Here is a 25055-nt window from a genome sequence, read left to right as displayed (position 1 = left end):
TTTTTTATAATAGTAAAGATGGAGTTAGCTTCTCATATTGTCAAACTGCAAAGGCACATCAAAATCATGTGACCTTACTTTAGCCATTGCCTCTTGTAAATCGTCAATTTGTTTACCCGTTACCCTAACCTGATCATCCATAATACTGGCTTGGATTTTTAGTTTAGATTCCTTTAAAAACGCCACTACTTTTTTTGCAGCCTCTTTATCCAAACCCTCTTTAATAGGTAAATCCTGTAAAATAAGTTTACCACTTGGCCTCGGCTCTTTGCTCAAATCCAGGCTTCTTACATCCAATTGTTGCTTGCTGAACTTACCTAATATAATGTCAATAATACTTTTTAAAGCCATATCTTGGTTAGCTTGAATTTTTACAATTTTACCTTTTTTGTCTAATTCAATGCTACATTCAGCATCTTTTAAATCATACCTATTTACCAATTCTTTGTCTGCTGTGTTAATAGCATTATCAATTTTTTGTAAATCAATTTTAGAAACTATATCAAAACTTGCCATTATTATTAGTGTATTTTTAAGTAAATTTTATATTTATACTGTTTTATTTCGCCATGCAAGATGGTATATTTGGTAAAATAAATAAAGGTCATGAAAAAAATAATTTTTATATGCTGCTTTTTTTCTGTTTTAATAATGAGTTGTAGCAAAGATCCTGATACGGTGAACAAAAAAACGGTTAATGAATTGGATACCATAACCAATTACACCGGATTGCTTTTTGCCACAGATGGAAAAGCATCCTTAAATTTCTCTCATTATTTTAATGCTCAGCCCATTGTTTATGGCTCACAGAACTATATAAACAATGCGAAAGATACACTTACAATCTCTAATTTATCATACCGTATTTCTAATATTCAGTTAAAAGATAAACTTAAAAACACCTGGACAAATATTGGAACCTATAATTTAAATCAGGGAGATGATGCTTTTAAATATATTGTTTCAATAAGCAAAGTTCCGGCAGGATTATATGATTCTATAAGGTTTGATTTGGGTGTTGATAGTGTGGCAAATAGCACCGGTGAGCAAACAGGAGCGCTTGATCCATCGTTAGGAATGTACTGGAACTGGACAAGTGGTTATATATTTTATAGACTGGAAGGACGTACCACTGATTTAGTAACCTTCAGTTTAGATGTAGGTGGAAATAAAAATTTAGTAAACAAGGCATTTGATTTATCATCATTTAAAGTGAAAAACGCAACAAACGGAGTTGATGTTGAAATTAAAATGGATTTAGGCAAATTTTTTAATACGCCCAACACCTACGATTTAAAAGTAGATAAACGTAATATTCACAATGCAAATGAACCAAGTTTAGCTAAGTTGTTACCCAATATGAATGCTATGTTTATACTGCAGGATGTTAAATTAAAGTAGTTAATAGATGAGAAAAATTGCTTACTTGTTATTGGTTTTAGTTTTAATCTTTTATGCATCATGCGTAAAGGATAAAAAATTAGAATTCGGACAAGAAAGTCCAACTCCATATATCATAGAATATCCATCTTATTTTACCCCCAATAACTATATACAGCCTCCAGCCGATAATCCACTAACGGAAGAAGGAGTTGAATTAGGTCGAAAATTATTTTACGAAACAATGTTATCGGCTAACAACTCCCAATCGTGTGCCAGTTGCCATAACCAAAGTTTTGCCTTTACCGATAATGGATTAGATTTTAGTGTAGGAGTAACAGGAGAAAAGGGTACAAGAAATGCAATGCCTTTATTTAATCTGGCATATCAGGAAAGTAAATCAGCTTCCGTTCATAAGTTTTTTTGGGATGGAGCGGCTCCCAGCTTAGAAAGGCAGTCCATAGTTCCTATACAAGCGCCAAACGAAATGGCGGGCTCCCTGCCTGTTATTATTTCAAGACTTCAAGCGCATCCGTTTTATCCTAAGCTATTTAAGAAAGCTTTCGGTACCGATTCCATTTACACATTACTAATACAAAAGGCTATTGCTCAGTTCGAAAGAACCCTATTGTCATTTAATTCAAAGTACGACCAATATTTGGCAACCAGAAACCTAGGTGTTTTTACAGAATCAGAGCGAAATGGCTTGCTGTTATTCATTTCAGAGAATAATCCGGCTTTGGGCTTAAAAGGAGCAGATTGCTTTCATTGCCATGGCGCTGATAAAAGCGTTTTTATGACTGATTTTCAAATGCATAACAATGGTTTGTCTGAAAACCCAACCGATTCAGGTTTGTTTCGTATAACTAATCAATCAAATGATATAGGAAAATTTAAAACACCTAGTCTGCGTAATCTGGCTTTCACGGCTCCTTATATGCATGATGGCAGCTTAAAAACATTGGAAGAAGTAATTGATTTTTATGATTCAGGAGTAAAGAATTCGCCATGGGTTGATCCTCTAATAGCAAAGCATCTTCCTTTGGGTTTACAATTAACACTTGAACAAAAGCAGGATTTAATTGCATTTTTACAAACAATGACTGACAGTAGTTTTATAAAAAATACTAAATTTGCTAAGCCTTAATTACTAAGCTTAGTAATTTATACGAACAAAATAAAAGCAAACAAACAAACAAACAAATATGAAACCAGAATTACAAATTTTAAAAAGGGGCATGCTTACTTGCATCCTTTTTATGTTGATGGGAATTTCATTTGTGCAAGCACAAACAGTAATTACTATCGGAACAGGCACTACCACCAATGCTACCAACACTCAACCTACTCCTTATGGAGCTTGGTTCTCTCAATCAAAAATACAACTTCTTATTTTAGCCTCTGAATTAAATACTTTAGGTTATGGTTCTCAAAGTACTATATCTACATTGGCGTTTAATGTAATTACCCAAAATGCATCCGGTTCTCATAACAATTATACCATTAAAATGAAAAACACCACAGTTTCGGTGTTATCAACAGCATGGGATAATACAGGTTTGACTCAGGTTTACACTACTGCGGCTTATGTACCGGTAAGTGGTTGGAATACACATACTTTTCAAACACCTTTTACTTGGGACGGAACATCTAATTTATTAATTGATTTGTGCCATGACAATGGTAACAATAGTTTTACTGCATCTCCTGCAGTGGCTAATACAGTTACATCATTCAATTCTGTTATTCAGGCTTGGGATGATAATAGTACAGGTGTAATGTGTCCTATTGGTAATGCAGGTACAAATTATACCAACAGACCCAATATGCAAATGACCATTCTTAGTTCAGGGGTAGCACTTCCTCCAATAGCTAATTTTTATACACCCGATACGGTATGGATTAATAGTCCTCAAACCATATTAAATACTTCAAGTTTCCAAAGCCGTGTGTTTTGGAATTTACCTGATGAAAACCCATTATACCCTGGTTATAATCGCACCACAGCGGGTATTTATGCCGGTTATATTGATACAGCTAAATATAGCAACCACTTTACTTATACCTTTACCTCACCAGGTTTAAAACGTGTAAAACTATTAGCAGTAAATAATTACAAACGCGATTCATTATTAGATTCTATTGTTAAATTTATTTATGTAGATACACCAAGTCAAAAACCAAAAGCAGATTTTATCAGCTTTAAACGTAAATTAGGTTTTGGTGAAGAAGCACCTCTTTTAGATTTATCAACCAATGGTCCTAACCAGTGGGAATGGAGTTTTGATCCACCTTGTGCCACTTGTGCCACAGATCCCAATGCATTTCCTAACTACTTTAATCCAAGTAATACTATATCCAATCCCCGTTTTGCAGCCTTTGACCCTGGTGTATTTAGAGTATGTTTACGCGTATGGAATAATCGAGGGACGGATTCTATTTGTAAGCCAAGCTATGTACAAGTATTCACTGGTATAAATATGTGTGCAGGAACTTCATACCAAAGTAGCGAACCAATAGGATTTTTATATGGTGTATCAGGTCCATATACCAGTTATGCCAGAAGTTTATGGTCACCAAGTTGCCCTGGTTTTACCATTGCACCTTGTGCTGATTCAGTTACATTATATATTGAAAGAATTAAAATGTTACCTGGTGATAGTATAGAAATATTCAATGGTCCGAATTCTACTACCTCACCACGTTTAACAGCAGTAGGAGCCAGCAGCACGGGTCAATTACCTTTAAGCCCGGCTCAATCAATTATACGTGGTGGAAGCAGTTTAAGTTTTAAATACAAACCTGGTAGTGCTACTATTCCAGGCGGATACGATTCAGCCACTTTTTCTTTCCGTTGGGAAGCTAAACCGGCCAGTTACAGTAAACCAACAGCATCGTTTAATATACCTGATACTTTCTATTCAAACCAACCGGTAAGTTATGTAAATACTTCAACAGGTACTTTGATGAAATACTCATGGGATACAGATGGTAATGGTTTGTTTGATTCAACCTCAGCTAACCCAACCAGAACGTTTTTAGTAACTACCCCGCTATCACGTGTAATTACCATGGTGGCTTATAACTGTGTAGGTTCAGATACGATTAGAAAAACAGTAACCTTTTTACCTATTAACAGAATTCCGATAGCCCGTTTTACTGCCGATAAATTTTTAGGCTTTAATACCGATACTTTTAAATTGATTGATCAATCAGTTTATGGTGTAACACAATGGAACTGGATATTCAGCCCTAATGCAGTACAATTCATCAATGGAACCAGTGCTAACAGTCAAAACCCACAGGTACGTTTAACAAGCCCTGTTGCTTATACTATACGTTTAGTTACTACTAATAATTTTGGTGTAGATTCAGTAACCAAAACAGCCTTTATACAAGTAAGTGCATACCAAACACCTGGTTCGGGTACTGTATTTTCAAGTGTGGCTGATGCTACCATGGGTATTAGAAGAGTAAGGTTAAGTAGTGTTGATTCAACATTTACTAATTTTACAGGTCCAACTTATCAATATATTAATACCACTACCCAATTAGCTAATGTAAACAGGGGTGGTAAATACGCTATTGTAATAAACAGACCAAGTGCAGGAACCAATATGGATTACAAAGTTTGGATAGATTTAAACTTTAATGCCAACTTTGAAAGCAATGAGTTAGTATTAAACAAAATAAACAATGGTGATGCTCAGTTAATCGATACTATTGTTATCTCACCAACCCAAGGTTATGGAACTACCCGTATGCGTGTAGGAACAGATTTAGCCAACTCTACCCAGTTTAATTCAGTGTACTCGGTAATAGGTATGTTTAAAGACTTTAATGTAGCTATTAATAAAGACAATGTTAAGCCTGTCATATCATTATTGGGTAACAACATTGTACGTACCGAGATTAACAAAACCTTCAATGATCCTTGGGTATTGGCAACAGATAATATAGAAGGTAATATTGCAGGCAGAGTACAAATAGTATCAACATTAGATACAAGTAACTTGGGTGTTTATACCATTAAATATTTTGTAAAAGATTACTCAGGTAATGTATCAGATACTTTAATACGTACAGTTATAGTAGAATTAAACAATACAGGTCCTGCTATTGCTTTACTTGGTGGTTCAACAGTACGTACCAATGTAAAAACACCTTTTGTTGATCCAGGTGTAATTGCATTAGATAATACAGGTGCAGACATTAGTGCTAATGTGGTAAAAACAACTGACCTGAATGAAAATGTTATAGGCACTTATACTACAAGATATACAATTACCGATGCATTTAGCTTTACCAAATTTGTAGATAGAACAATTATTGTTCAAGATACAATCAAGCCTGTTATTATAGCTAAAGGGATTCCATATCTGCACCAAGTATTAACTAATTTTGAACCATTAGAAGCTATTAATTGGTCAGATAATTATAATTCTAAAGCACAATTAACACCTACTTATGTTGGAGTTGTTAACCCTAATTTGATTGGTATTTACTATGTAGTTTATGATTTAGTAGATGAGTCAGGTAATGCAGCTGCACAATTAAGGTTAGAAGTAAATGTAACTGATAAAATAAAACCAAGCATTACTTTGAATGGCGCTTCGCCTTTAGAAATAGAAGTAAATGAGGTTTATAATGACCCGGGAGTTGGCGTAAGTGATAATTACTGGCCGGTTAACAATTTATATTTAACCAAAACAACTGATTTACGTGTAGATTCATTAGGAACATATACTCAAATATACACAGTAACAGATGGTTCAGGTAATGTGGAATTTATAACAAGAACTATTATAGTAAAAGATGGTAAAGCACCTACAATATCGTTATTAGGCGCAACAACGGTTAATTTAATACGTTGGAGTGTGTTTAATGACCCAGGTGTTCAAATATCAGATAATTATAATACAGATGCACAAATAAGAAAAAATCTTACCATAGTAAGTAATTTACCTCAAAATGGTAATGGAGATTACTTTGGCGATGTAGAAGGATTGTTCAGTGTATCTTATAAAGTAACAGATTTATCAGGTAATCAATCAGCACCGACAATCAGAACAGTAAATGTAGTAGCCAATTCATCATCAGTAGAAGATGTATTAAATGCAAACAATATTGTAGCTATATATCCAAACCCAAGTAATGGTTTATTAAAACTAAAATTATTTGAAGCATTAACTGACGATGTAAACATTAAAGTATACAATGCAGTAGGTGGTTTAGCTAAAACAATAACCATTAACAAAAACGATTTAGTTGAAAAACAAATTGATTTGTCAGCTTTTGCAAATGGTGTTTACTTAATACAGGTGGAAACAAACAATAAAGTGTATACGCATAAAATAAGCGTAGTTAAATAACTTGAATTGATAAACCAATCAGTTTAAAAAAGAAAGGTGCTTAATTAAATTTAAGCACCTTTCTTTTTTTATTTTTATTAAATTTGAATGAATGAAGGCAGTAATTGATTTAGGTTCAAACACTTTTAATTTACTAATTGCAGAAATAAAAAACGGGCAGTTAAACCCTGCCGTTAATTTGGAGTTTCCTGTTAAAATAGGTTTAGGAGGAATGGTTTCTAATACCATAACCGATGCGGCTATGCAGCGGGCCATTACCGCATTAACTCAGTTCAAATCATATATTGATGGATTAGGTATTACTGATATAAAAGCACTGGCAACTTCAGCTATTCGAAATGCCAGCAACGGGTCTGTTTTAGTCAATAGAATTAAAGAACTACTGGGAATTGATATATCAATAATTGATGGCAATGAAGAAGCCTTGTATGTATATAATGGAGCATCAAAATCATTTAAATTACCTGAAGATGAAATATTGGTAATGGATATTGGCGGAGGCAGTGTTGAGTTTATTATTGGCCGTCATCAATCTGTTCATTGGCAACAAAGTTTTGATTTAGGTGCCGTAAGACTAATTGAGAAATTCTGCCCTCAAAACCCACCAACAACAGCAGAAATACAAAATATAAAAGAATATATTTTAAACGAATTAGAGCCTTTAAAAAAAGCAATTAAATATTATCCGTTAAAAGTACTGATAGGCACTGCAGGAAGTTTTGAAACCTTGGTAGATGTGGTCATTAACGATTTACATGTTATTCCTATTTCACTCACTAAAAACGCATTTGAAATACATATAAAAGAGTTTGAAATGTTTAATGAGTTAATTCTTACATCAACTATTGAACAGCGTTTAAAGTTAAAAGGGATGGTTGATTTTAGAGCAGAATATATTTCAATAGCCACTATACTGATAGAAACAATTATAGAAATAGCAGACATTAAAAAATTAATTTGCTCCAATTATGCCATGAAAGAAGGAGCTATTTACTCCATGTATAATTAATACTTAGGGCAGCGAAAACCAATTTTGTTTTTTAAGCTCGCTGTATATTTTTCTAACAGGTAATCCCATTACATTATAAAAGCAGCCTTCAATTTTTTCAACAGCGGTATATCCAAACCAATCCTGAATGCCATAACTGCCCGCTTTATCAAAAGGTTTGTAGTTGTTAATATAATGGCATTTTTCAGCATCACTTAGGTTATTAATAGTAACCAAACTGGTATCAAAAAAGGTAATGCTTTCTGTATTGCTTTTCATGCAAACTCCGGTATAAACATGGTGTGTAGTACCACAAATTTCATTGAGCATGGCAAAGGCCTCTTGCTTAGACTCAGGTTTGTTTAATACATGGTCATTTACCCATACTATTGTATCAGCAGTAATAAGTATTTCATCGTTACCGAGTGGTTTAGGGTAAGCTGCAGATTTTTTTTCAGCCAGATAAGTAACAATATTTCCGGCTTTTAATTCAGCAGGAAAAGTTTCATCCACTTCATAAGTGAAAACTTCATAATTTAATTCAAGCCCCTTTATTAACTCTTGTCTTCTTGGCGATTTTGAAGCTAGTATTATTTTTTTATTCATGACTCGGCTTTAAATTATAGTACTATGTTAAATTGTTCGGCTAGTTTCAATAAATCGTCCTCCACCAACTTATTTAGTGGTATACCTGTTTGAAGTCGTTCAGTTTCCATTTCAAACTCTGGCTCACCGGGAATAATAATTTTTTGATCGGAATTAATTCTTTCTGCATTTTTAAAACGTTCAATCCAGTTATCAATATGATGTAGAAAATCATCAGCAGGCCTGAAAGCATCTATGCGCATAGCGCCTAAAAAATGCCCGATGCCTTTACCGGGTAAATCGTTTAATGGATTTAGAAAAGATACAAAAGGAGGAACCCAAGGCCCATAATTGGCACCGGAAAGAACACCTGTTAAAATATCTACAAGGGCACCAAGACCATAACCCTTATGACCTCCTAAAGGAAGCAATGAACCTTTGTTTTTTAACTCGTTTGCATCAACACTATCGTTCCCATCTTTATCTTGTACCCAACCTAAAGGTATCTGTTTATTGTTTCTTTGCGCAATTTCTAACTTACCATTTGCAGCAGCGCTTGTTGCCATATCAATAACCACCGGGTTGTATTTTTTTGCAGGAAAAACAACACAAATAGGGTTTGTTCCCAGCATTCTTTCCTTTGAATGAGTAGGAGCAACCAATGGACTTGCATTGGTCATGGCTATGCCAATCATGTTTTCAGGAAGTGCTTTCATGGCGTGGTAAGCTGCTATACCAAAATGATTGGAATTTTGAATAGCAACCCAACCCGTACCCACCTGTTTAGCTTTTTCAATAGCTATATGCATAGCTTGTGGGGCCACTACCAACCCTAAACCATTATCAGCATCAATGGTGGCAGTACTCGGTGTTTCATGAATAATACCCCACTTGGGTGTCATGTTAGCCCTTTGCGTTTCATATAGTCTTACATAGCCGCTTAACCTGGCTACTCCGTGCGAATCAATACCGCGTAAGTCAGCACTAATTAAAACATCTGCAGCTTGCTGTGCCTCGTTTTCAGGCATTCCACATTGTATAAAAATATTTTTCGAAAATTGAAGTAATCTGTCTTTTGAATAAAACATCAGTAAGTATTATAATGAAATGGTGGGCAAATATAAGGTCATTCCATTATAGAAATGAGAATTATAATAACTTATGAGCTACTGATTGATGGACGAATTAATGATATTAATTCATGTGCATTTTAGGGAAACGAAACATTTCACTATCGTGTACCATTACGTTGTGTATTTTAGATTGAATAAATTCATACAAAGGTAATTGCTCCATTATAGTATTAACTTCAGCTTCGTTCTCCGTATTAAAAATAATCCAGCCACGTGTTCTTTCCTCATTAATAGTGTAACTTTGAATTTTACCCTGATTAATTAATTGATTGATGAATGCTCTGTGACTAGGAATTTTACGCATAAAATGGCTATCAATTTCATCCGGTAATTTTATTTCGACCATGAATACCATAGTATTTATTTCTTTTTATTTCAAATGTAACTAATCATTTTTGTCAATTGCTATGCCAAACAAAACAAAGTATGCCCAATTAATAAAAAATAAAGCTGCCGATTTAGGCTTTAGTTTTTGTGGTATAAGCAAAGCAGAGTATTTGGCCTCAGAAGCACCTAAATTAGAAAAGTGGTTAAGAGAAAATAAAAATGGCAAAATGGCTTATATGGAAAATCATTTTGACAAAAGGTTGGACCCGACTATTTTAGTTGATGGAGCAAAGTCAGTAGTGAGTTTGCTATATAACTATTATACACCCAAAACACAATTACATGCTGATGCACCCAAAATATCTAAGTATGCATACGGACAAGATTACCATTATGTAGTAAAAGACAAGTTAACCGAGTTACTCGCATATATTCAGGAAGAAATAGGCGAAGTAGGAGGTCGTTGTTTTGTGGATTCCGCACCTATTTTAGAAAGGGCATGGGCAGCAAAAAGTGGATTGGGTTGGATTGGTAAAAATGGGAATTTAATTAATAAAGGAAATGGTTCCTTTTTTTTCCTAGCCGAACTGATTATTGATTTAGATTTAGCTTACGATTCACCCACGACTAGCCATTGCGGTACTTGTACCGCTTGTATTGATGCCTGTCCTACACAGGCTATTATTGCTCCTTCAGTAGTTGATGGAAGTAAGTGTATCAGTTATTTTACTATTGAACTCAAGGAAGCTATTCCTGTAGAAATGAAAAATAAATTCGATAATTGGGCTTTTGGATGTGATGTTTGCCAGAATGTATGCCCCTGGAATAGATTTTCACAAGCTCACAATGAGCCTTTATTTGAACCCCCAAATGAGTTATTACACATGCAAAAAAAAGATTGGGAGGAAATAACCGAACAAGTATTCAATACATTATTTAAAAAATCACCGGTAAAAAGAACCAAATACAACGGTTTGAAGAGAAATATTGACTTCATAAATAAAGCATAGGCTAACATGAAAAAAATAAGTACGTATTTATATATTTTAACGCTTTGTTTAAGTTTTAACAGTGTTTTTGCGCAAGTAAAAAAAAGTAAGGAAGTAACAACACCTCCAGCTACAAAAAAATTATTGTTGCATAAAATGGACCCTAATAATTTAAATTTTGGAGTGGGTTTAGATGTAAACTTTAATTTATTAGGAGCTCAATATGGTAACTATTCCGGTAGAGCACTACCCCGCATAAGCTTATTTTTAACCAGGCCTTTTAACAAGTATTATGTAAATAGTTTTGTAAGTTTATGGGATTACGCCATTGAACCCGTAGCATTAAATATTATTAGCAGCAGAGAACGAAATTTAGATAACCAGTATGGCGGTTATTATTATGACCCTTCGTTTGCCTTGCATTTAATACCGGATAGAAGCAGCTCTGACTTTAGAATTATTTTAGGTGTCAGACCATCCTTTTTATTGTATAGCTATACAGAAATATTAGAAAATGGCGAGTACAGATTAGCACAAGGTGGAGTTGATGCCAATAAAAACAAAGCAGGTGATTTTGATTTTTCAGGCATGTTGGGCTTGAGTTTTAAGTTTAGCTCAATAGGTAATTTTGATATAAAGTATGTACATAGTTTTACCAATCAGAATAATATTAATTATGTTAAAGGGCGCCCTGATTTATTTGAATTAGGTATAAGATTAAGTGCGGTACAAATAGGAAAGGTTTTGTTTGATGAAAACGAAGAAACACAGAAACAATTATTAAAATTAAGTAAAGGTACCCTTTTGGTAATGTTACCAACTACAAACCCCAACGAAGAAAAAGTATTGCGTGAGTTAGAAAAATATTCAGAAATTCAACAATTACACTTTCAGCAGGAAGCTACCAATAAAATGGTGGTTGAGAAGTTTACTAAAAATTATAAGTTTAGTAAAGTGTTGTTCTTTTACGATACTTCCGCATTGAAAATTGTCAATAAAAATTTCAATAACGTTTTCTTAAACCAACAGGGAGAGGTAATGCCCGAACCGGACGATTTTGATTCATCTAATTTCTTTATTGCCTCGTTTTGCGATGATTTATCAGAGTTCTCCAATAAGTTTACTTATGGGTTACATGTATACGATGATAAGATGCAGGCATTACCAAAACCATTTAACGTGCCTCGTAATGATATGGGGTTATTTCCTGATGGAGATATAATAGCTTATATGCGTAAGAAAAAAGCGTTGTTTAATATCAATGAATACGAAAAGGTTATTCAAAAATTCAATGACCGCTTAATGGAAGGAAAAATGAAACAATTGGTAGATAATGAATAATAAAAAAAAGCCACTCCAAAAGAGTGGCTTTTTTTATTAAAGATGATTATTATAAACCAGCTAAACCTTGCTTCAATATTTCTATTTTAGCCATAGCATCTGCTTTCTTCTGACGCTCTTTCTCAACCAAATCAGGTTTGGCATTGGCTACAAATTTTTCGTTACTTAATTTAACATCAACACTAGCCATAAAGCCGGTTAGGTATTCTATTTCCTTGTTAATTTTTTCACGTTCAGCTTCCGCATCAATTTCAATATTTAGTTTTACAAATACTTGGTCTGTAGCAACAGGTAATGAAACAAAATTAGGCGCTTCTATATTGAATTGAATACTTGAAACATTAGCTAGTTTTTTTATTAAAAACTGATATGGTTCGTACAAATTAATTTGAGTTGTGCTTATAACTATTTCAAAAGCTTCTTTAGGGCTAATACCTTTACTGTTGCGCAATTCACGTACTTTCGTAATGGTTTCAAATGTATTGTTTAATTGTGGGGACACTGCTTTAGTAGATGCTGCATGCAACGTCTCTACAGTTGGATATGCGGCAACACAAATGCTTTCACCTTCTTTTCTTTCTGCTAATTCTTGCCAAATTTCTTCGGTAATAAAAGGCATAAACGGATGCAATACTTTCATTAATTGCTCAAAGAAATGAACTGTTGTTTGGTAAGTACTTTCGTTCAATGGTTCACCGTAAACTGGTTTAATCATTTCCAAGTACCAAGCACAGTAATCGTCCCAAATCAGTTTGTAAATCATCATTAAGGCTTCGCTTAATTTGTAGTCTTTACATTTTTCTTCAATTTCCAGTAAGGCTGTGTTGAATCTGGTTTCAAACCATTGTGCTGAAATGGTATTGCTTGCCAATAAATCAGCAGCAAATTCACTATCAGGTTTTACTTCAAAACCTTTTACCAAACGGAAAGCATTCCAAATTTTATTGGCAAAGTTTCGGCCTTGTTCTACTTGGCTTTCGTCAAATAAAATATCGTTACCGGCAGGACTGCAAATAAGCATACCCATTCGTACACCATCAGCCCCATACTGTGCAATTAAATCCAATGGATCAGGAGAATTACCCAATGATTTGCTCATTTTTCTACGTTGTTTATCGCGTACAATTCCGGTATAATAAACATTGCTAAATGGTTTTTGCCCCATCCATTCGTATCCGGCCATAATCATACGGGCTACCCAAAAAAACATAATTTCAGGAGCAGTTACTAAATCATTGGTCGGATAAAAATATTTGATGTCTTCGTTATTTTTTTCTTTAAAGCCATCAAAAACACTAATTGGCCATAACCAAGAGCTGAACCAAGTATCTAACACATCTTCATCCTGCTTAATATTTTGGATTTCGGATTTTGGATTTTGGATTTTGAATTTCTCAATCGCTTCTTCCTTCGTTTTTGCAACAATATAATTTCCTGTTTCATCATACCACGCAGGTATTTGTTGCCCCCACCAAAGTTGGCGACTGATACACCAGTCTTTAATATTGTCAATCCAGTGCTTGTAGGTATTTTTCATGTTGGCAGGATGAAACTTAATTTCATCGCTCATTACCGCATCCAATACCTGCGGGTTTTTAGCCAAAAATTTCTTCATATCAATCCACCACTGTAATGTTAAGCGGGGTTCAATTACAGCACCGGTTCTTTCACTGGTACCAACTTGGTTTTTGTACTCATCTATTTTTAAAAGATGTCCTGCTTCTTCTAAATCAACAGCAATTTGCTTACGTACAGCAAAACGGTCTTTACCTATGTAGCGTTCATCTTGCGCTTTTTCATTTAAAAAGCCTTCTTCGTTTAAAATATCAATTACTTCAAGTTGGTGTTTTTTACCTAAATCGTAATCGTTTTTATCGTGAGCAGGCGTAACTTTTAAGCAACCGGTACCAAAATCCATGGCTACATATTCATCGGCTATAATTTCAATTTCACGGTTAATAAAAGGAACCAAAACTTTTTTACCAATTAAATGCTTAAAACGTTCATCATTAGGATTTACACAAATAGCTGTATCAGCCAAAATAGTTTCAGGACGGGTAGTAGCAATAACAACAAAATCCGAATTTTGAATTTCTGTTTTCGATTTTTCAGTTAAATAATATTTTATATAATACAGTTTTGACTGTACATCTTTATAAATAACCTCCTCATCGCTCAAAGCTGTTTTACCTTGTGGATCCCAGTTTACCATACGTAACTCACGGTAAATTAATCCTTTATTATACAGGTCAATAAATACTTCAATTACTGCCTCACTTAAATTGGGTTCCATGGTGAAACGGGTTCTATCCCAATCGCAACTGGCACCTAATTTTTTAAGTTGCTCCAGTATAATTCCGCCATACTTTTCTTTCCATTCCCAGGCATATTTTAAAAAATCTTCTCTGCTTAAATCCGATTTTTTTATACCACGTTCGCGTAACATTTGAACAACTTTAGCTTCTGTTGCAATACTGGCATGGTCTGTTCCCGGAACCCAGCAAGCATTTTTGCCTTGCATACGTGCTCTACGAGTTAAAACATCCTGAATAGTATTGTTTAGCATATGACCCATGTGTAAAACACCTGTAACATTGGGTGGGGGAATAACTATACAGTATGGTTCTCTTTCGTCAGGAGTAGCGTGAAAATATTTATTGTCTAACCAGTAGCTATACCATTTGTCTTCTATAGCTTGTGGGCTGTATGTTTTAGAAATTTCTTTTGTCATATAATTAAGCTGGCAAATTAATTAATGCCATTCATTTTGTTTGATTAATAAATAAAAATTTTCAAAAAAAAACCCCAATTCAATGAATGAATTAGGGCTTTCCAATTTAACTATGAAAAAACTAACCTCTTTTCTCTTTGATTTTGGCAGCTTTACCAGTTAAAGCGCGTAAGTAGAACAAACGAGCCCTGCGAACTTTTCCGCGGCTGACCACCTCTATTTTATCAATATTTAAGCTGTATAAAGGGAAAATACGTTCAACACCAACACCGTTAGAAATTTTACGAACTGTAAAAGTTTCTGCAATGCTAGAATTTCTACGTTGTAGACAAACACCTTGATATTGCTGAATGCGCTCTTTAGCACCTTCTCTGATTTTGTAATATACGTTTATAGTATCACCAGCTTTAAAAGTAGGAAATGTTTTTCCTGTTGTAAATTCTGATTCAACTAATTTTATTGCTTCTGTATAATTCATAACTATTCTGGTCAAAAAATTGGACTGCGAAAGTAAGTCTATTTTATAAAAATGCAAATATTTTTTCTGCAAATAATTTAAAAATATTTGAAGCCTTATTTATTTGAGCAAATTAGGTCTTCGTTGCTTCGTCCTTTCAATGGATTGCTGCATTTTCCACTCTTCTATTTTGGCCTGATGGCCACTTAAAAGTATTTCGGGAACAGTCCAACCTTTGTATTCAAATGGTTTTGTGTAAACTGGCGGACTAATTAAATCGTCTTGAAACGAATCACTTAAAGCTGATTGTGCATCGTTTAAAACTCCCGGAATTAAACGTACAACGGCATCAACTATAACAGCAGCGGCTAATTCACCCCCGGTAAGTACATAATTTCCAATAGAAATTTCTTTGGTTACTAAATATTGCCTTATGCGTTCATCAATACCTTTATAGTGCCCACATAAAATAATGATATTTTTTAAGGATGATAATTGGTTAGCCGTTGACTGTACAAATTCCTCCCCATCTGGACTCATGTATATAATTTCATCGTAGGTGCGTTCTGCTTTTAAGGCTGCTATACAATTATCAATGGGTTCTATCATCATAACCATACCTGCTCCGCCACCAAAGGCATAATCGTCTGCTTGCTTGTGTTTACCCAATCCATAATCGCGTAGGTTATGCAAAACAATTTCTACTATCCCTTTTTCTTGGGCTCTTTTTAAAATAGAGTGGTTAAATACATTTTCAATTAAAGGAGGATGTAGGGTAATTATATCTATTCGCATCAGCTGCAAAATAATAGTCATTAAATGAAATTATAAATTTTATTTTCGCCCGCTATGAAAAAAAATATATTATTAGGACTGTTTATTCTTTTTACTGCACCCGTTTTTGCTCAATATGCCAATAGGGAAAATAAAACGCATATGCAAAAGTTTATTGCCTACAATTGTTTTGGCATGGGAGCTATTCCATCTGAACAACTAATGTTGGGAGGGAATCATGTTTTTTTTAAAAAAGTGGGTTTTGCTATCAGTTACCGATTTGGTATCAAGGATTTTATGGAGCCTGTAAGAGGTAAAGCAGGCGACCAGCCATTTTTAGATTCCATCAGGGCTAATAATTTATTTACTGGGGAACAAAGTATTTCCTATGCTTATTTTGTTGCCCCTTCATTAGTTATAACACTAACCCCTAAAATACCTTTGTATATAGGTATGGGTATAACAAAAAAGAAAGTGTATAAAGAGTATCAGGAGAAATTTGATCCTACTAAATATTGGATTGAAGAAAAGCAGGATGCCCGTTTATTACCAACATTTACCATTGGTACTTGTATTCCTATATATGGTAGGTTTGTATTGAATTTATCTTACGATAATGAGCCAAGAACTATATTTGTTGGTTTTACCATCAGGTCTTGGGATAGTTATGATGAAATTAACTAAATAAAAAAAGCGATGAAATTTTCATCGCTTTTTTTGTATTAAAATCTTGGACAACGTAATCTTCTTGAACGTGAGAAGCGTTTAGGAACTTTAGATCCTAAGTGGTAAACAAGGCCAATGTGAAGGCCTAAAAAATTATCGGTATCAAATCCTTTTTTCTGTAAAGCAACACCATCCATATATTTAGACTGTGGCATATTCCATGAAAGTCCGCCTTGTATATCAAATTTGCTGGTTAATGCTTTTCTGGCGTTAACAAAAAATCTGTATACATAAATAGGTTTAGTCAGGTTACTCGAAACCTTTACTTCATTGTTAAATGTAGTTTCGTTTTTAAATGTACTTACGTTAAACCCTATTCCGGGTCCAACAAAAATATCGTTTTGTACTTTAAACTCATATAGGGCGTTTAACTCCGCACCCATCAAAGTTGTAGAGTATAAAGCTGCTGCTTGTAGGTCAAAATTATCTTTGGTAAATTGATGATAGGTTCCTTGTAAACCAATTTGAAGGCCATCAAATGCATTGAATCTAACACCTAATTCGCCAAATCCAGCTTTAGCTGTATTTACATCAAAAACAGTGTACGCATAATTCGCATTAACGTAAATACTAAACGGCATCTTTTTTTGTGCTATAACATTAATATTAGCAATAAGTAAAAATGCTATTAATATTAAACTTATTTTTTTTCCGTAATTACTCATATGTGCTTGCAAATTAAAACATAAAAAATGAAAAAACCGAAACTTTTATGAATTCAGCTAATACAATTTAATAAAATAAATTGTTTTTGAATAATTTAAATAGATTAAAATAAGACATAAAGCTTACTTTCAACTGGTTGTATGTGGCTTATTTTGCTGCTTACATAGAAATGCTGCCAGTTAAATGTTTAAAGACCATGTTGTTTACTTTCATTCCAAATAAGGTCCATTTCTGTTAAATTGAGGTCGGTTAATTTTTTTTCCATGGTATTGGCTCGTTCTTCAATAAACATAAACCTGTTTTTAAACTTTTGATTGGTGTATTCCAATGCATTATCCGGATTTATGCCGTTTTTACGGGCTAAATTAACCAACGAAAAAAGCAAATCGCCAAATTCCTGCTCTGTTTTTATTTGATTATTAGGTATGTCTAGCTCTTCCTTAAATTCCTCTAACTCTTCGTTTACTTTGGCCCAAACCTGTTCCGGTGTTTCCCAATCAAAACCAACCTGCGCTGCTTTTTCTTGCATACGAAGGGCTTTTACCAAGCTTGGTATGCCAGCACTTACACCACTTAACACTGATTTGTTACCTTCTTTTAGTTTTATTTGTTCCCAGTTTTCTTTTACCTGTTCTTCGGTTTCGGCTATTACATCACCGTATATATGTGGGTGTCGTACAATTAATTTCTCACATAATGTATTCATCACGTCAGCAATGTCGAATTCGTTTTGTTCGCTGGCTATTTTTGCATAAAATATAATATGTAACAAAACATCGCCTAATTCCTTTTTTAGTTCACCTAAGTTATTGGTTATAATGGAATCGCTTAACTCATAAGTTTCTTCTATAGTTAAATGGCGTAAGCTTTCTAAGGTTTGTTTTTTATCCCACGGACATTTTTCTCTTAACTCATCCATGATGGTTAACATGCGTTCAAATGCATCGTGTTTATCTTTTAATGTATTCATTGTAATATCTTATTTTTTGAGCGCTACGTAAAAAACACTTCCTTCGTTGAGCTTGCTTTCTACCCAAACTTTACCATGGTGAATTTCTACTATTCGTTTGGTAATGGATAACCCTAAACCGATTGTTTTTTCTCCGCTTGTGCCTTGTTTAGCATGTTTGTTAAAAGGGTCAAACAGCGTGTTTAAGTGGTCACTGTCTATACCCGTACCGCTGTCTTTAATGGCCACAACTATTTCTGAATCAGTGTTAGAAAGGGTAATTGTTATTTTTGATTTGGGATAACTGAATTTAATAGCATTGCTTATTAAGTTTTCAAATACCCGGTAAAGTTTAATAGGGTCGCCCTCAATAATGGGTTTTTCTATGGTTTCAATTTCTATAGTAATTTGTTTTTCAATGCTTACTTGTTTTAAGTCATTTAAAACATTGGCTAAAACATCGTCAAGGTTTAGCGGTACTTTATTAATGTCTTTTATATTGTTTATTTTAGCACTTTCTAAAAGTTCATTGATTACATCCAGCCCATTTACTGCACTTTTATGAATCATATCAAAACATTCCGCAAAATCTTCTTTGCTAACTCTTTCATCAGCTATATCTCGCTTTAGTATTTCTGCTAATAGCTTAATACTTCCAATAGGGTTTCTAATATCGTGGGCAATGGTGGCAATAGAGTAGTCTTTTAAATCAACTGAGTTTTGAAGTTGAATATTTAATTTCTCTTGTTTTTGTTTTTCTAAAATTAAACTATCGTTCAGCTCTTTAAGTTGCTTGTTTTTTATTTTTATTTTTTGTGAATTAACTATGTAAAATAAAATAATAATAAGCAGTAATATAGCTATATATAAAATAATAAAAGCAATTTCTTCATTCTCTTCCAGTGTTTCGTATTCGGCTTTGCTATATTCTTCCTGGTAGTTTTCGAAAATTTTAGAGGTTAAATTTATTTTTTTATAGGCATTATTTAAACTATCGTATATATGTTTAGACTGAATGAGGTTTTTATAGGCGTTTTCGTAATCTTTTTTATCAAATTGATAATTTGATAAGTCCAGATAATAATCGGCAAAGTTTTTTTGGCTGAAATGCTGTTTAACAGATTCTAATAATTTAATCTGCTCAACTACTTTAAGATGATTAAACTGTTCAATATAAATACCAAGAAGACTTATGTTTATTTCTGCATTTAGGTCGGGTAAAAAAAGTTTGGCTGCATTATTAATAGTTATGGCCTCTTTAAATAGCGCAATGGCTTGACTTGTTTTGTTTTGTGTTAGGTAAAGTTTAGCTAAATTGGTTAAAGCTACTACCATACCTTGCGAATTGCTTGTTTTCTTAGATTCGTCAATTGCCTTCCTATAGTAATATTCTGCTAGTTTGTAGTTTTGGAGCTTAAAGTAACAAAGGCCAATATTATCTAAATTGTTCTGTACCCAATATCTATCGCGGAAATGGGTTGCCAGCCTACAATAGTGGAGTGATATATAAAACTGTTTTAAAGCACTTTCGTAGTCTTGCTCAGCGTAATAAGCAATACCCAGCGTAAGGTAATACCTGTATACAAATGCTTTATTTGAAATTAAATGCAGGTAATTAGAAGCATCAATTAAATTTTTTATGGCTTGTTCCGGATCACCCCTAAATTGTTGAATTTCAGCTTTTGCATAATAGGAACTGAAAATAACGTCAGGATATTTCTTTTTATCGTCTGTATTATTAATAATGGAATCAGCTGTTTGTAAAACCTTTTCATCGTGGTCTGCTAAACGCTGTTCCTGTAATAGTTGAAATGCCGCTTTTGTGTCGAAAGTAGCATGCACTTTAAATTGTAAAAAACAGATAAATACGAGTAAAAAAAAGGTTCTCATGAAAAATTAGGGTAGCCAAAAGTATTAAAAATACAAGACTATACAAGAGGACGTTTCAAAAATTAATTACTTTTTAGGGCGTATAGTTTGGATTAACAAATAATAAATTTATTTTCGCAGCCCTAAAAAAATAAAAAACAGTTTAAATGGCAACCAAAACAACCAAAACAAAAAAAGTAGAGAGTGTTGTCCTTAACAACTATGAGTCTGTGATTATTTTCACACCCGTACTCTCTGACGAACAGCTGAAAGACGCTGTTGCCAAATACCGTAAATTAATTACGGAAAATGGCGGAGAGCTGATTCATGAAGAAAACTGGGGGTTAACCAAATTGGCTTACCCTATTCAAAAGAAAAGTACAGGCTTTTACCACATTTATGAGTACAAAGCACCAGCTTCTTTTGTTAGTACCTTCGAATTAGCTTTCAGACGCGATGAACGTATTATGCGTTTTTTAACTACTGCTTTAGATAAGCATGCGGTTCATTACAACGTACGTAAACGTAATGGCGAGTTTAATCAAAGTAAGAATACCACTAAACAACAGGAGGCTAAAAAGTAATGGCAAAAGCACAAAAAAAATATACTGGTTCTTCAGTATTTAATACTACTCCGGATGCAATTCAGCGCAAAAAGTATTGCCGCTTTAAAAAGAATGGTATTAAGTATATTGATTATAAGGATGCAAATTTCTTATTGAAGTTTGTAAACGACCAAGGTAAAATTTTACCTCGTAGATTAACTGGAACATCTTTAAAGTTTCAACGTAAAATATCGCAAGCTGTTAAACGTGCCCGTCACATCGCAGTTTTACCTTTTACAGGAGATATGATTAAATAATTTAATTGAAGGAGAAAACAAGCGATGAAAATTATTTTAAAAGAAAACATGAAACACCTTGGTAAACAAGGTGAAGTTGTTCAAGTAAAAGATGGTTATGCAAATAACTTCTTATTCCCTAAAGGTATGGCTATTATGGCTACACCAGGTAACTTGAAAATGATGGAAGAAAACAACCGTCAAGGTGCTATGAAACGCGAAAAGATGAAAGCTGATGCTTTAACTACTAGCGAAAGCATGAAAGACATGGTTATTTCAATTGCAACTAAAGCAGGTGCAAATGGAAAAATATTTGGTTCTATTACTCCACTTCAAGTAGCACAAGCTTTAAAAACTAAAGGCTTTGATATTGATAGACGTAAAATTGAAATTGATGATGTAAAAGTATTAGGTAGCTACGAAGCTATTGTAAACTTACACCGTGAAGTTTCAGTTACTATTAAAGTTGAAGTAGTAGCAGAATAATATTTAAAAATTTGAATTAAGCCCTTGGCTTTGCTAAGGGTTTAATTTAAACTGTTTCAATAACAGAAATTTGTAAATTGATTGATTGAAAATTTTGTAATAGAAATTGGAATTAGTTTTATTTGCATCCCTCATTTGGTCTCTTAGCTCAGCTGGATAGAGCAACGGTTTTCTAAACCGTAGGTCGAAGGTTCGAGTCCTTCAGGGACTACAAAAAATCCCCAAGCTTGTATTCAAGTCTTGGGGATTTTTTTATGTTTATTTAAATCGTTATTACTTCAATACATTTGGGTTTCCCTTGCCTGTTGTTATCAGGTTTAATAAACTACCTTGTAAGTAATAATTCCAGCCGTTGGAGCAATCGTTAAAACATTCAATTTGGGGAACTAAACCCATGTGGGTAAAGATGATTTGTGTTTTGTCGTTTTGTTTAGTTATGTCGAAATGGATTTGGGTATTGTTCCATTCGGCTTTGTTTTTAAGAAAGCTCAGATGGCTATCGGTAACCAACCAAACTACTTTCTTATTTGGAATTAGTTCTATCAGTTTTTGTTTAGAATAATGCATATCCTTAAAGTTAACTTCAAACTCATCATGTAGTTTTTCTGAATGGCCTTTAAAATCTTCTGACCACCATCCGTAAACATTATTGATAGCATTGAATACTTCTTCCGGTGATTGATTTACCAAGAAGCTGGCTGTGTAATTTTGGTTACTCATAGGTTATTGTTCATTGTCTTTTTGTAAAGTAGCTGCATTGTCAATAGCAGTTTGATACGGATTGGGTTTTCCTTTGCCTGTTTCAATCAAACTTTTTAGGCTGCCATTTATGTAGTTACCCCAGGCATCGGAACAAATATTGTAACATTCGTATGCCGGTACTAAACCTATGTGTGTGAAAACTACTTGTGTTTTGTTGCCTTGTTGCGTTATTTCAAAACTAATTTTTGTGTCTTTCCATTCTGTTTTGTCTTTGGTAAAATTGAAATAATTTTCCATTACAAGCCAAACTACTTTTTGGTTGGGAATGGACTCAACTATTTTCATTTTGCAAATATGGATGTCCTGATAGTGGTAGTTAAACTCTGCATCTGGTTTATTTGTGCTGCCTTCAATTTGTTCTGACCACCACCCACGTACATTGTTGATAGCATTGAATACTGCTTCCGGTGATTGATCTACAAGGAAACTGGTTGTGTAATTTTGGTTATTCATAAGTTATTGTTTGATTATTAATAAAAGAATTGCTCTGATACAATCTGACCGTTTTTTACTTCATAAAGCATTACCTGATTCATTTGTATTCTTCCAAACTCTTGTAAGGTAATTTCCATTTCTCTGCCAACTGCAAAATAATTTCCACCTACAGCAGGCTCGCTTGTAGTTGCTCCATGAAAAGCTTCTATCTTTTTTACAAAGTCTTCGCCTTTTTTGCGAACGTTGGCCTTGCCTTCGGCATAACCCATGTAAGGAGAGTTTACAGGTTCAATACTTTTTACATCATCAGCAAAAAGTTCTTCCTGAATTTCGAACCATTTTTCTTGTTGTGCTAATTCATTGAAACGAAATGCCACTTCACGGGTTGTCATTATCTTACTATTTGTTGATTCTGTCATTTTTATTCTTGATTTTATAGCACAAACATATTGTCTGAATAGTAATAAAGCAGGGTGTGAAATAGACCTTGTAATGGGTTGATTTGGACAAGAGATGATGTTATGTTTGCAAAAAAGAATAATGATGCAACATTTAACTATAATAGTTCCTGACGGAGAAAATAACTTAAGCAGTATAGTAGGTGCTTACAAAATATTTTCAAGGGCTAATGCGTATTGGAAGCAGATGGGTAAAAATGAATTGTTTACTATTCAGTTAGCAGGTATTTCAAAAGAAGTAACCTTTTATGATGGTTTGTTTAGTGTGAAACCGCATACGCATATTTCAGCTATTGAAAAAACCAATTTGATTATTATTCCTTCGTTGAACCATAATTACGAGAAAGCGGTAAAGGGAAACCAATTGCTGATTGACTGGATTGAGCAACAATATAAAAATGGTGCAGAGGTAGCCAGTATATGTACGGGTGCATTTATGCTGGCTTCATCGGGTTTGTTAAATGGCAAAAGCTGCTCTACTCATTGGGCGGTGGCTGATAATTTCAGGAACATGTTTCCTGAAGTAGATTTACAAACGGATAAACTGATTACGGATGAAAATGGTATTTATACCAACGGTGGTGCTTATTCTTTCTTAAACTTAATGATTTATCTGGTAGAGAAATATTATGACAGGCAAACGGCTATTTTCTGTGCTAAAGTATTTCAGATAGAAATGGATAGACAAAGCCAATCTGCATTTATTATATTTAAAGGACAGAAGTTACACGGGGATGAAATGGTAAAGCAGGCTCAAGCATACATTGAAAGTAAGTTGGATGAAAAAATATCTGTGGAGCATTTGTCGGCTCAGTTTTCGGTAGGTAGACGGAATTTTGACAGACGATTTATTAAGGCAACGGGCAATACGCCTGTTGAGTATGCGCAAAGGGTAAAGATAGAATCGGCTAAAAAATCATTTGAAAACAGTCGTAAAACCATTAATGAGGTAATGTACGAAGTTGGTTATTCGGATGTAAAAGCGTTTCGGGAGGTGTTTAGAAAAATAACGGGGGTATCGCCATTGGAGTATAGAAACAAATATAATAAGGAAGCACTGTTGTAGTTGTTGGTTATACTGTAAAGCTTCTATTTAAAATTCCAAGTTGTTGTAAGTCTAGTTTCATTTGTACTTGTGTAGTAACTAAAATGCTTTGTATACCTAATTGCTGTGCCGCATGTATGTTTTCCATATTGTCATCCAGGAAAACTGTTTGCGAGGGGTCTAGTTGCAAGTAATCAAGTACTATTTGGTACGATTGTTTTTCGGGTTTTCGTAGTTTAATTTCATGGGAAGAAAATATTTTTTCAAAATGCTTTAGTGTATCAGCATATTTAACGGTCCATACCTCGTTATGAATAATGTTTGTATTGGTTAATGCTACTATTTTATATTGGGTTTTTAAATGACTTAATAATTCGTCTATACCATTATAAGTTTCTAAATAAAGGTCACACCAGCCTTTATCAAAGTCATGGACAGAAAGCGATAGATTAAGTTGTTTTGAAATGGATTCACGAAAGACTTGTGCTGAAATTTCACCACGTTCAAAAGCACCAAAAAAGGTATCAAACTTAAAATTGGTTTTTATTTCATCAAACGATTTCCCTGATAGATTTGCCCAGTATTGAAAGGTTCTGTCGAACGATACGTCAAATACTACTTTTCCTAAATCAAAAATGAGGGCTTTATAGGTTGTCATACAGTTTTAAAATATCTCCAAAATCAAATGTAATGAAATTTGTTTTGGAAAGGTTTTAGACTGCAATGTCAAAAAAAATAAAA

Annotated in this window: 25 protein-coding genes and 1 tRNA gene; 12 read left to right on the top strand and 14 right to left on the bottom strand. The window is 33.9% G+C overall.

Translation table 11 applies throughout. The features are described from left to right. Positions 1–24 precede the first annotated feature (24 nt). Positions 25–516, bottom strand: coding sequence for a YajQ family cyclic di-GMP-binding protein (locus V4538_14275; GenBank protein ID MES2382208.1), 492 nt, complete (start codon positions 514–516; stop codon positions 25–27). A gap of 90 nt (positions 517–606) precedes the next feature. On the opposite strand from V4538_14275, the gene V4538_14270 reads away from it, so the two are divergent. The 4 genes from V4538_14270 (at position 607) to V4538_14255 (ending at position 7761) form a co-directional block, all read left to right on the top strand. Next, positions 607–1401 carry an MbnP family protein gene (locus V4538_14270; GenBank protein ID MES2382207.1) on the top strand — a complete coding sequence of 265 codons (795 nt, stop codon included), beginning with the start codon at positions 607–609 and terminating at the stop codon, positions 1399–1401. 7 nt (positions 1402–1408) lie between these two features. Next, positions 1409–2527: a cytochrome c peroxidase gene (locus V4538_14265; GenBank protein MES2382206.1), complete on the top strand. Its 1119-nt coding sequence runs from the start codon at positions 1409–1411 to the stop codon at positions 2525–2527. Between the two features lie 58 nt (positions 2528–2585). Then, on the top strand, positions 2586–6752 hold the full coding sequence (locus V4538_14260) for an immunoglobulin-like domain-containing protein (protein MES2382205.1): 4167 nt from the start codon (positions 2586–2588) through the stop codon (positions 6750–6752). 91 nt (positions 6753–6843) lie between these two features. Continuing rightward, positions 6844–7761: an exopolyphosphatase gene (locus V4538_14255; GenBank protein MES2382204.1), complete on the top strand. Its 918-nt coding sequence runs from the start codon at positions 6844–6846 to the stop codon at positions 7759–7761. A 3-nt stretch (positions 7762–7764) separates the two neighbouring features. Here the strand turns inward: V4538_14255 and V4538_14250 are convergent, their stop codons facing one another. The 3 genes from V4538_14250 to V4538_14240 all read right to left on the bottom strand — a co-directional run bounded on the left by V4538_14250 (position 7765) and on the right by V4538_14240 (position 9804). Then, positions 7765–8346 (bottom strand): Maf family nucleotide pyrophosphatase, encoded by a 582-nt coding sequence (locus tag V4538_14250; GenBank protein MES2382203.1) that lies wholly within the window; start codon positions 8344–8346, stop codon positions 7765–7767. A gap of 14 nt (positions 8347–8360) precedes the next feature. Then, positions 8361–9413 carry an Ldh family oxidoreductase gene (locus V4538_14245; GenBank protein MES2382202.1) on the bottom strand — a complete coding sequence of 351 codons (1053 nt, stop codon included), beginning with the start codon at positions 9411–9413 and terminating at the stop codon, positions 8361–8363. 106 nt (positions 9414–9519) lie between these two features. Then, positions 9520–9804 carry a muconolactone Delta-isomerase family protein gene (locus V4538_14240; protein ID MES2382201.1) on the bottom strand — a complete coding sequence of 95 codons (285 nt, stop codon included), beginning with the start codon at positions 9802–9804 and terminating at the stop codon, positions 9520–9522. Positions 9805–9865: 61 nt separating this feature from the next. Between V4538_14240 and queG the strand changes: the two genes are divergently transcribed. Together queG and V4538_14230 are read left to right on the top strand one after the other, a co-directional pair. Continuing rightward, positions 9866–10795, top strand: a complete 930-nt coding sequence (gene queG / locus V4538_14235) for a tRNA epoxyqueuosine(34) reductase QueG (protein MES2382200.1) — start codon at positions 9866–9868, stop codon at positions 10793–10795. A gap of 6 nt (positions 10796–10801) precedes the next feature. After that, the gene (locus V4538_14230) at positions 10802–12115 is read left to right on the top strand and encodes a hypothetical protein (protein ID MES2382199.1); all 1314 of its coding nucleotides are present in this window, start codon (positions 10802–10804) and stop codon (positions 12113–12115) included. 49 nt (positions 12116–12164) lie between these two features. On the opposite strand, the gene V4538_14225 is transcribed toward V4538_14230, so the two are convergent. The 3 genes from V4538_14225 to trmD all read right to left on the bottom strand — a co-directional run bounded on the left by V4538_14225 (position 12165) and on the right by trmD (position 16098). Continuing rightward, on the bottom strand, positions 12165–14846 hold the full coding sequence (locus V4538_14225) for a valine--tRNA ligase (GenBank protein ID MES2382198.1): 2682 nt from the start codon (positions 14844–14846) through the stop codon (positions 12165–12167). Between the two features lie 121 nt (positions 14847–14967). Then, positions 14968–15324: a 50S ribosomal protein L19 gene (rplS, locus tag V4538_14220; protein MES2382197.1), complete on the bottom strand. Its 357-nt coding sequence runs from the start codon at positions 15322–15324 to the stop codon at positions 14968–14970. Positions 15325–15423: 99 nt separating this feature from the next. After that, positions 15424–16098 carry a tRNA (guanosine(37)-N1)-methyltransferase TrmD gene (gene trmD / locus V4538_14215; GenBank protein ID MES2382196.1) on the bottom strand — a complete coding sequence of 225 codons (675 nt, stop codon included), beginning with the start codon at positions 16096–16098 and terminating at the stop codon, positions 15424–15426. 54 nt (positions 16099–16152) lie between these two features. Here trmD and V4538_14210 point away from each other — a divergent pair, with 54 nt between their 5' ends. After that, complete coding sequence (locus tag V4538_14210) at positions 16153–16761, top strand: hypothetical protein (GenBank protein MES2382195.1); 609 nt, start codon at positions 16153–16155, stop codon at positions 16759–16761. 38 nt (positions 16762–16799) lie between these two features. Here V4538_14210 and V4538_14205 read toward each other — a convergent pair whose 3' ends face one another. The 3 genes from V4538_14205 to V4538_14195 all read right to left on the bottom strand — a co-directional run bounded on the left by V4538_14205 (position 16800) and on the right by V4538_14195 (position 20308). Beyond that, positions 16800–17468, bottom strand: coding sequence for a hypothetical protein (locus tag V4538_14205; GenBank protein MES2382194.1), 669 nt, complete (start codon positions 17466–17468; stop codon positions 16800–16802). Between the two features lie 188 nt (positions 17469–17656). Continuing rightward, the gene (gene mazG / locus V4538_14200) at positions 17657–18439 is read right to left on the bottom strand and encodes a nucleoside triphosphate pyrophosphohydrolase (protein ID MES2382193.1); all 783 of its coding nucleotides are present in this window, start codon (positions 18437–18439) and stop codon (positions 17657–17659) included. A gap of 9 nt (positions 18440–18448) precedes the next feature. Continuing rightward, positions 18449–20308: a tetratricopeptide repeat-containing sensor histidine kinase gene (locus V4538_14195; protein MES2382192.1), complete on the bottom strand. Its 1860-nt coding sequence runs from the start codon at positions 20306–20308 to the stop codon at positions 18449–18451. Positions 20309–20454: 146 nt separating this feature from the next. Between V4538_14195 and rpsF the strand changes: the two genes are divergently transcribed. The 4 genes from rpsF to V4538_14175 all read left to right on the top strand — a co-directional run bounded on the left by rpsF (position 20455) and on the right by V4538_14175 (position 21825). Next, positions 20455–20871, top strand: a complete 417-nt coding sequence (gene rpsF / locus V4538_14190) for a 30S ribosomal protein S6 (protein MES2382191.1) — start codon at positions 20455–20457, stop codon at positions 20869–20871. After that, positions 20871–21149, top strand: coding sequence for a 30S ribosomal protein S18 (rpsR, locus tag V4538_14185; GenBank protein ID MES2382190.1), 279 nt, complete (start codon positions 20871–20873; stop codon positions 21147–21149). The genes rpsF and rpsR overlap by 1 nt, the downstream gene beginning before the upstream one ends. 24 nt (positions 21150–21173) lie before the next feature. Next, on the top strand, positions 21174–21614 hold the full coding sequence (rplI, locus tag V4538_14180) for a 50S ribosomal protein L9 (GenBank protein MES2382189.1): 441 nt from the start codon (positions 21174–21176) through the stop codon (positions 21612–21614). Positions 21615–21751: 137 nt separating this feature from the next. Further along, positions 21752–21825, top strand: a tRNA-Arg gene (locus V4538_14175). Positions 21826–21887: 62 nt separating this feature from the next. Here the strand turns inward: V4538_14175 and V4538_14170 are convergent. From V4538_14170 to V4538_14160, 3 genes are read right to left on the bottom strand one after another with little or no spacing between them, the layout of a single operon-like run. Then, the gene (locus V4538_14170) at positions 21888–22334 is read right to left on the bottom strand and encodes an SRPBCC domain-containing protein (protein MES2382188.1); all 447 of its coding nucleotides are present in this window, start codon (positions 22332–22334) and stop codon (positions 21888–21890) included. 3 nt (positions 22335–22337) lie between these two features. Further along, entirely contained in the window at positions 22338–22829 is a 492-nt protein-coding gene (locus V4538_14165) for an SRPBCC domain-containing protein (GenBank protein ID MES2382187.1), read from the bottom strand. Between the two features lie 17 nt (positions 22830–22846). Continuing rightward, positions 22847–23230: a SnoaL-like domain-containing protein gene (locus tag V4538_14160; GenBank protein ID MES2382186.1), complete on the bottom strand. Its 384-nt coding sequence runs from the start codon at positions 23228–23230 to the stop codon at positions 22847–22849. 124 nt (positions 23231–23354) lie between these two features. Between V4538_14160 and V4538_14155 the strand changes: the two genes are divergently transcribed. Continuing rightward, the gene (locus V4538_14155; GenBank protein MES2382185.1) at positions 23355–24335 is read left to right on the top strand and encodes a helix-turn-helix domain-containing protein; all 981 of its coding nucleotides are present in this window, start codon (positions 23355–23357) and stop codon (positions 24333–24335) included. 7 nt (positions 24336–24342) lie between these two features. Here the strand turns inward: V4538_14155 and V4538_14150 are convergent, their stop codons facing one another. After that, positions 24343–24972 (bottom strand): HAD family phosphatase, encoded by a 630-nt coding sequence (locus V4538_14150; GenBank protein ID MES2382184.1) that lies wholly within the window; start codon positions 24970–24972, stop codon positions 24343–24345. Positions 24973–25055: the final 83 nt, after the last annotated feature.

It is taken from the genome of Bacteroidota bacterium (genome assembly GCA_040388375.1).
Taxonomy (GTDB): domain Bacteria; phylum Bacteroidota; class Bacteroidia; order UKL13-3; family UKL13-3; genus JAAFJM01.
Note: the sequence above shows the minus strand (reverse complement) of the source record. Positions and strands in the feature narration are given on the sequence as shown.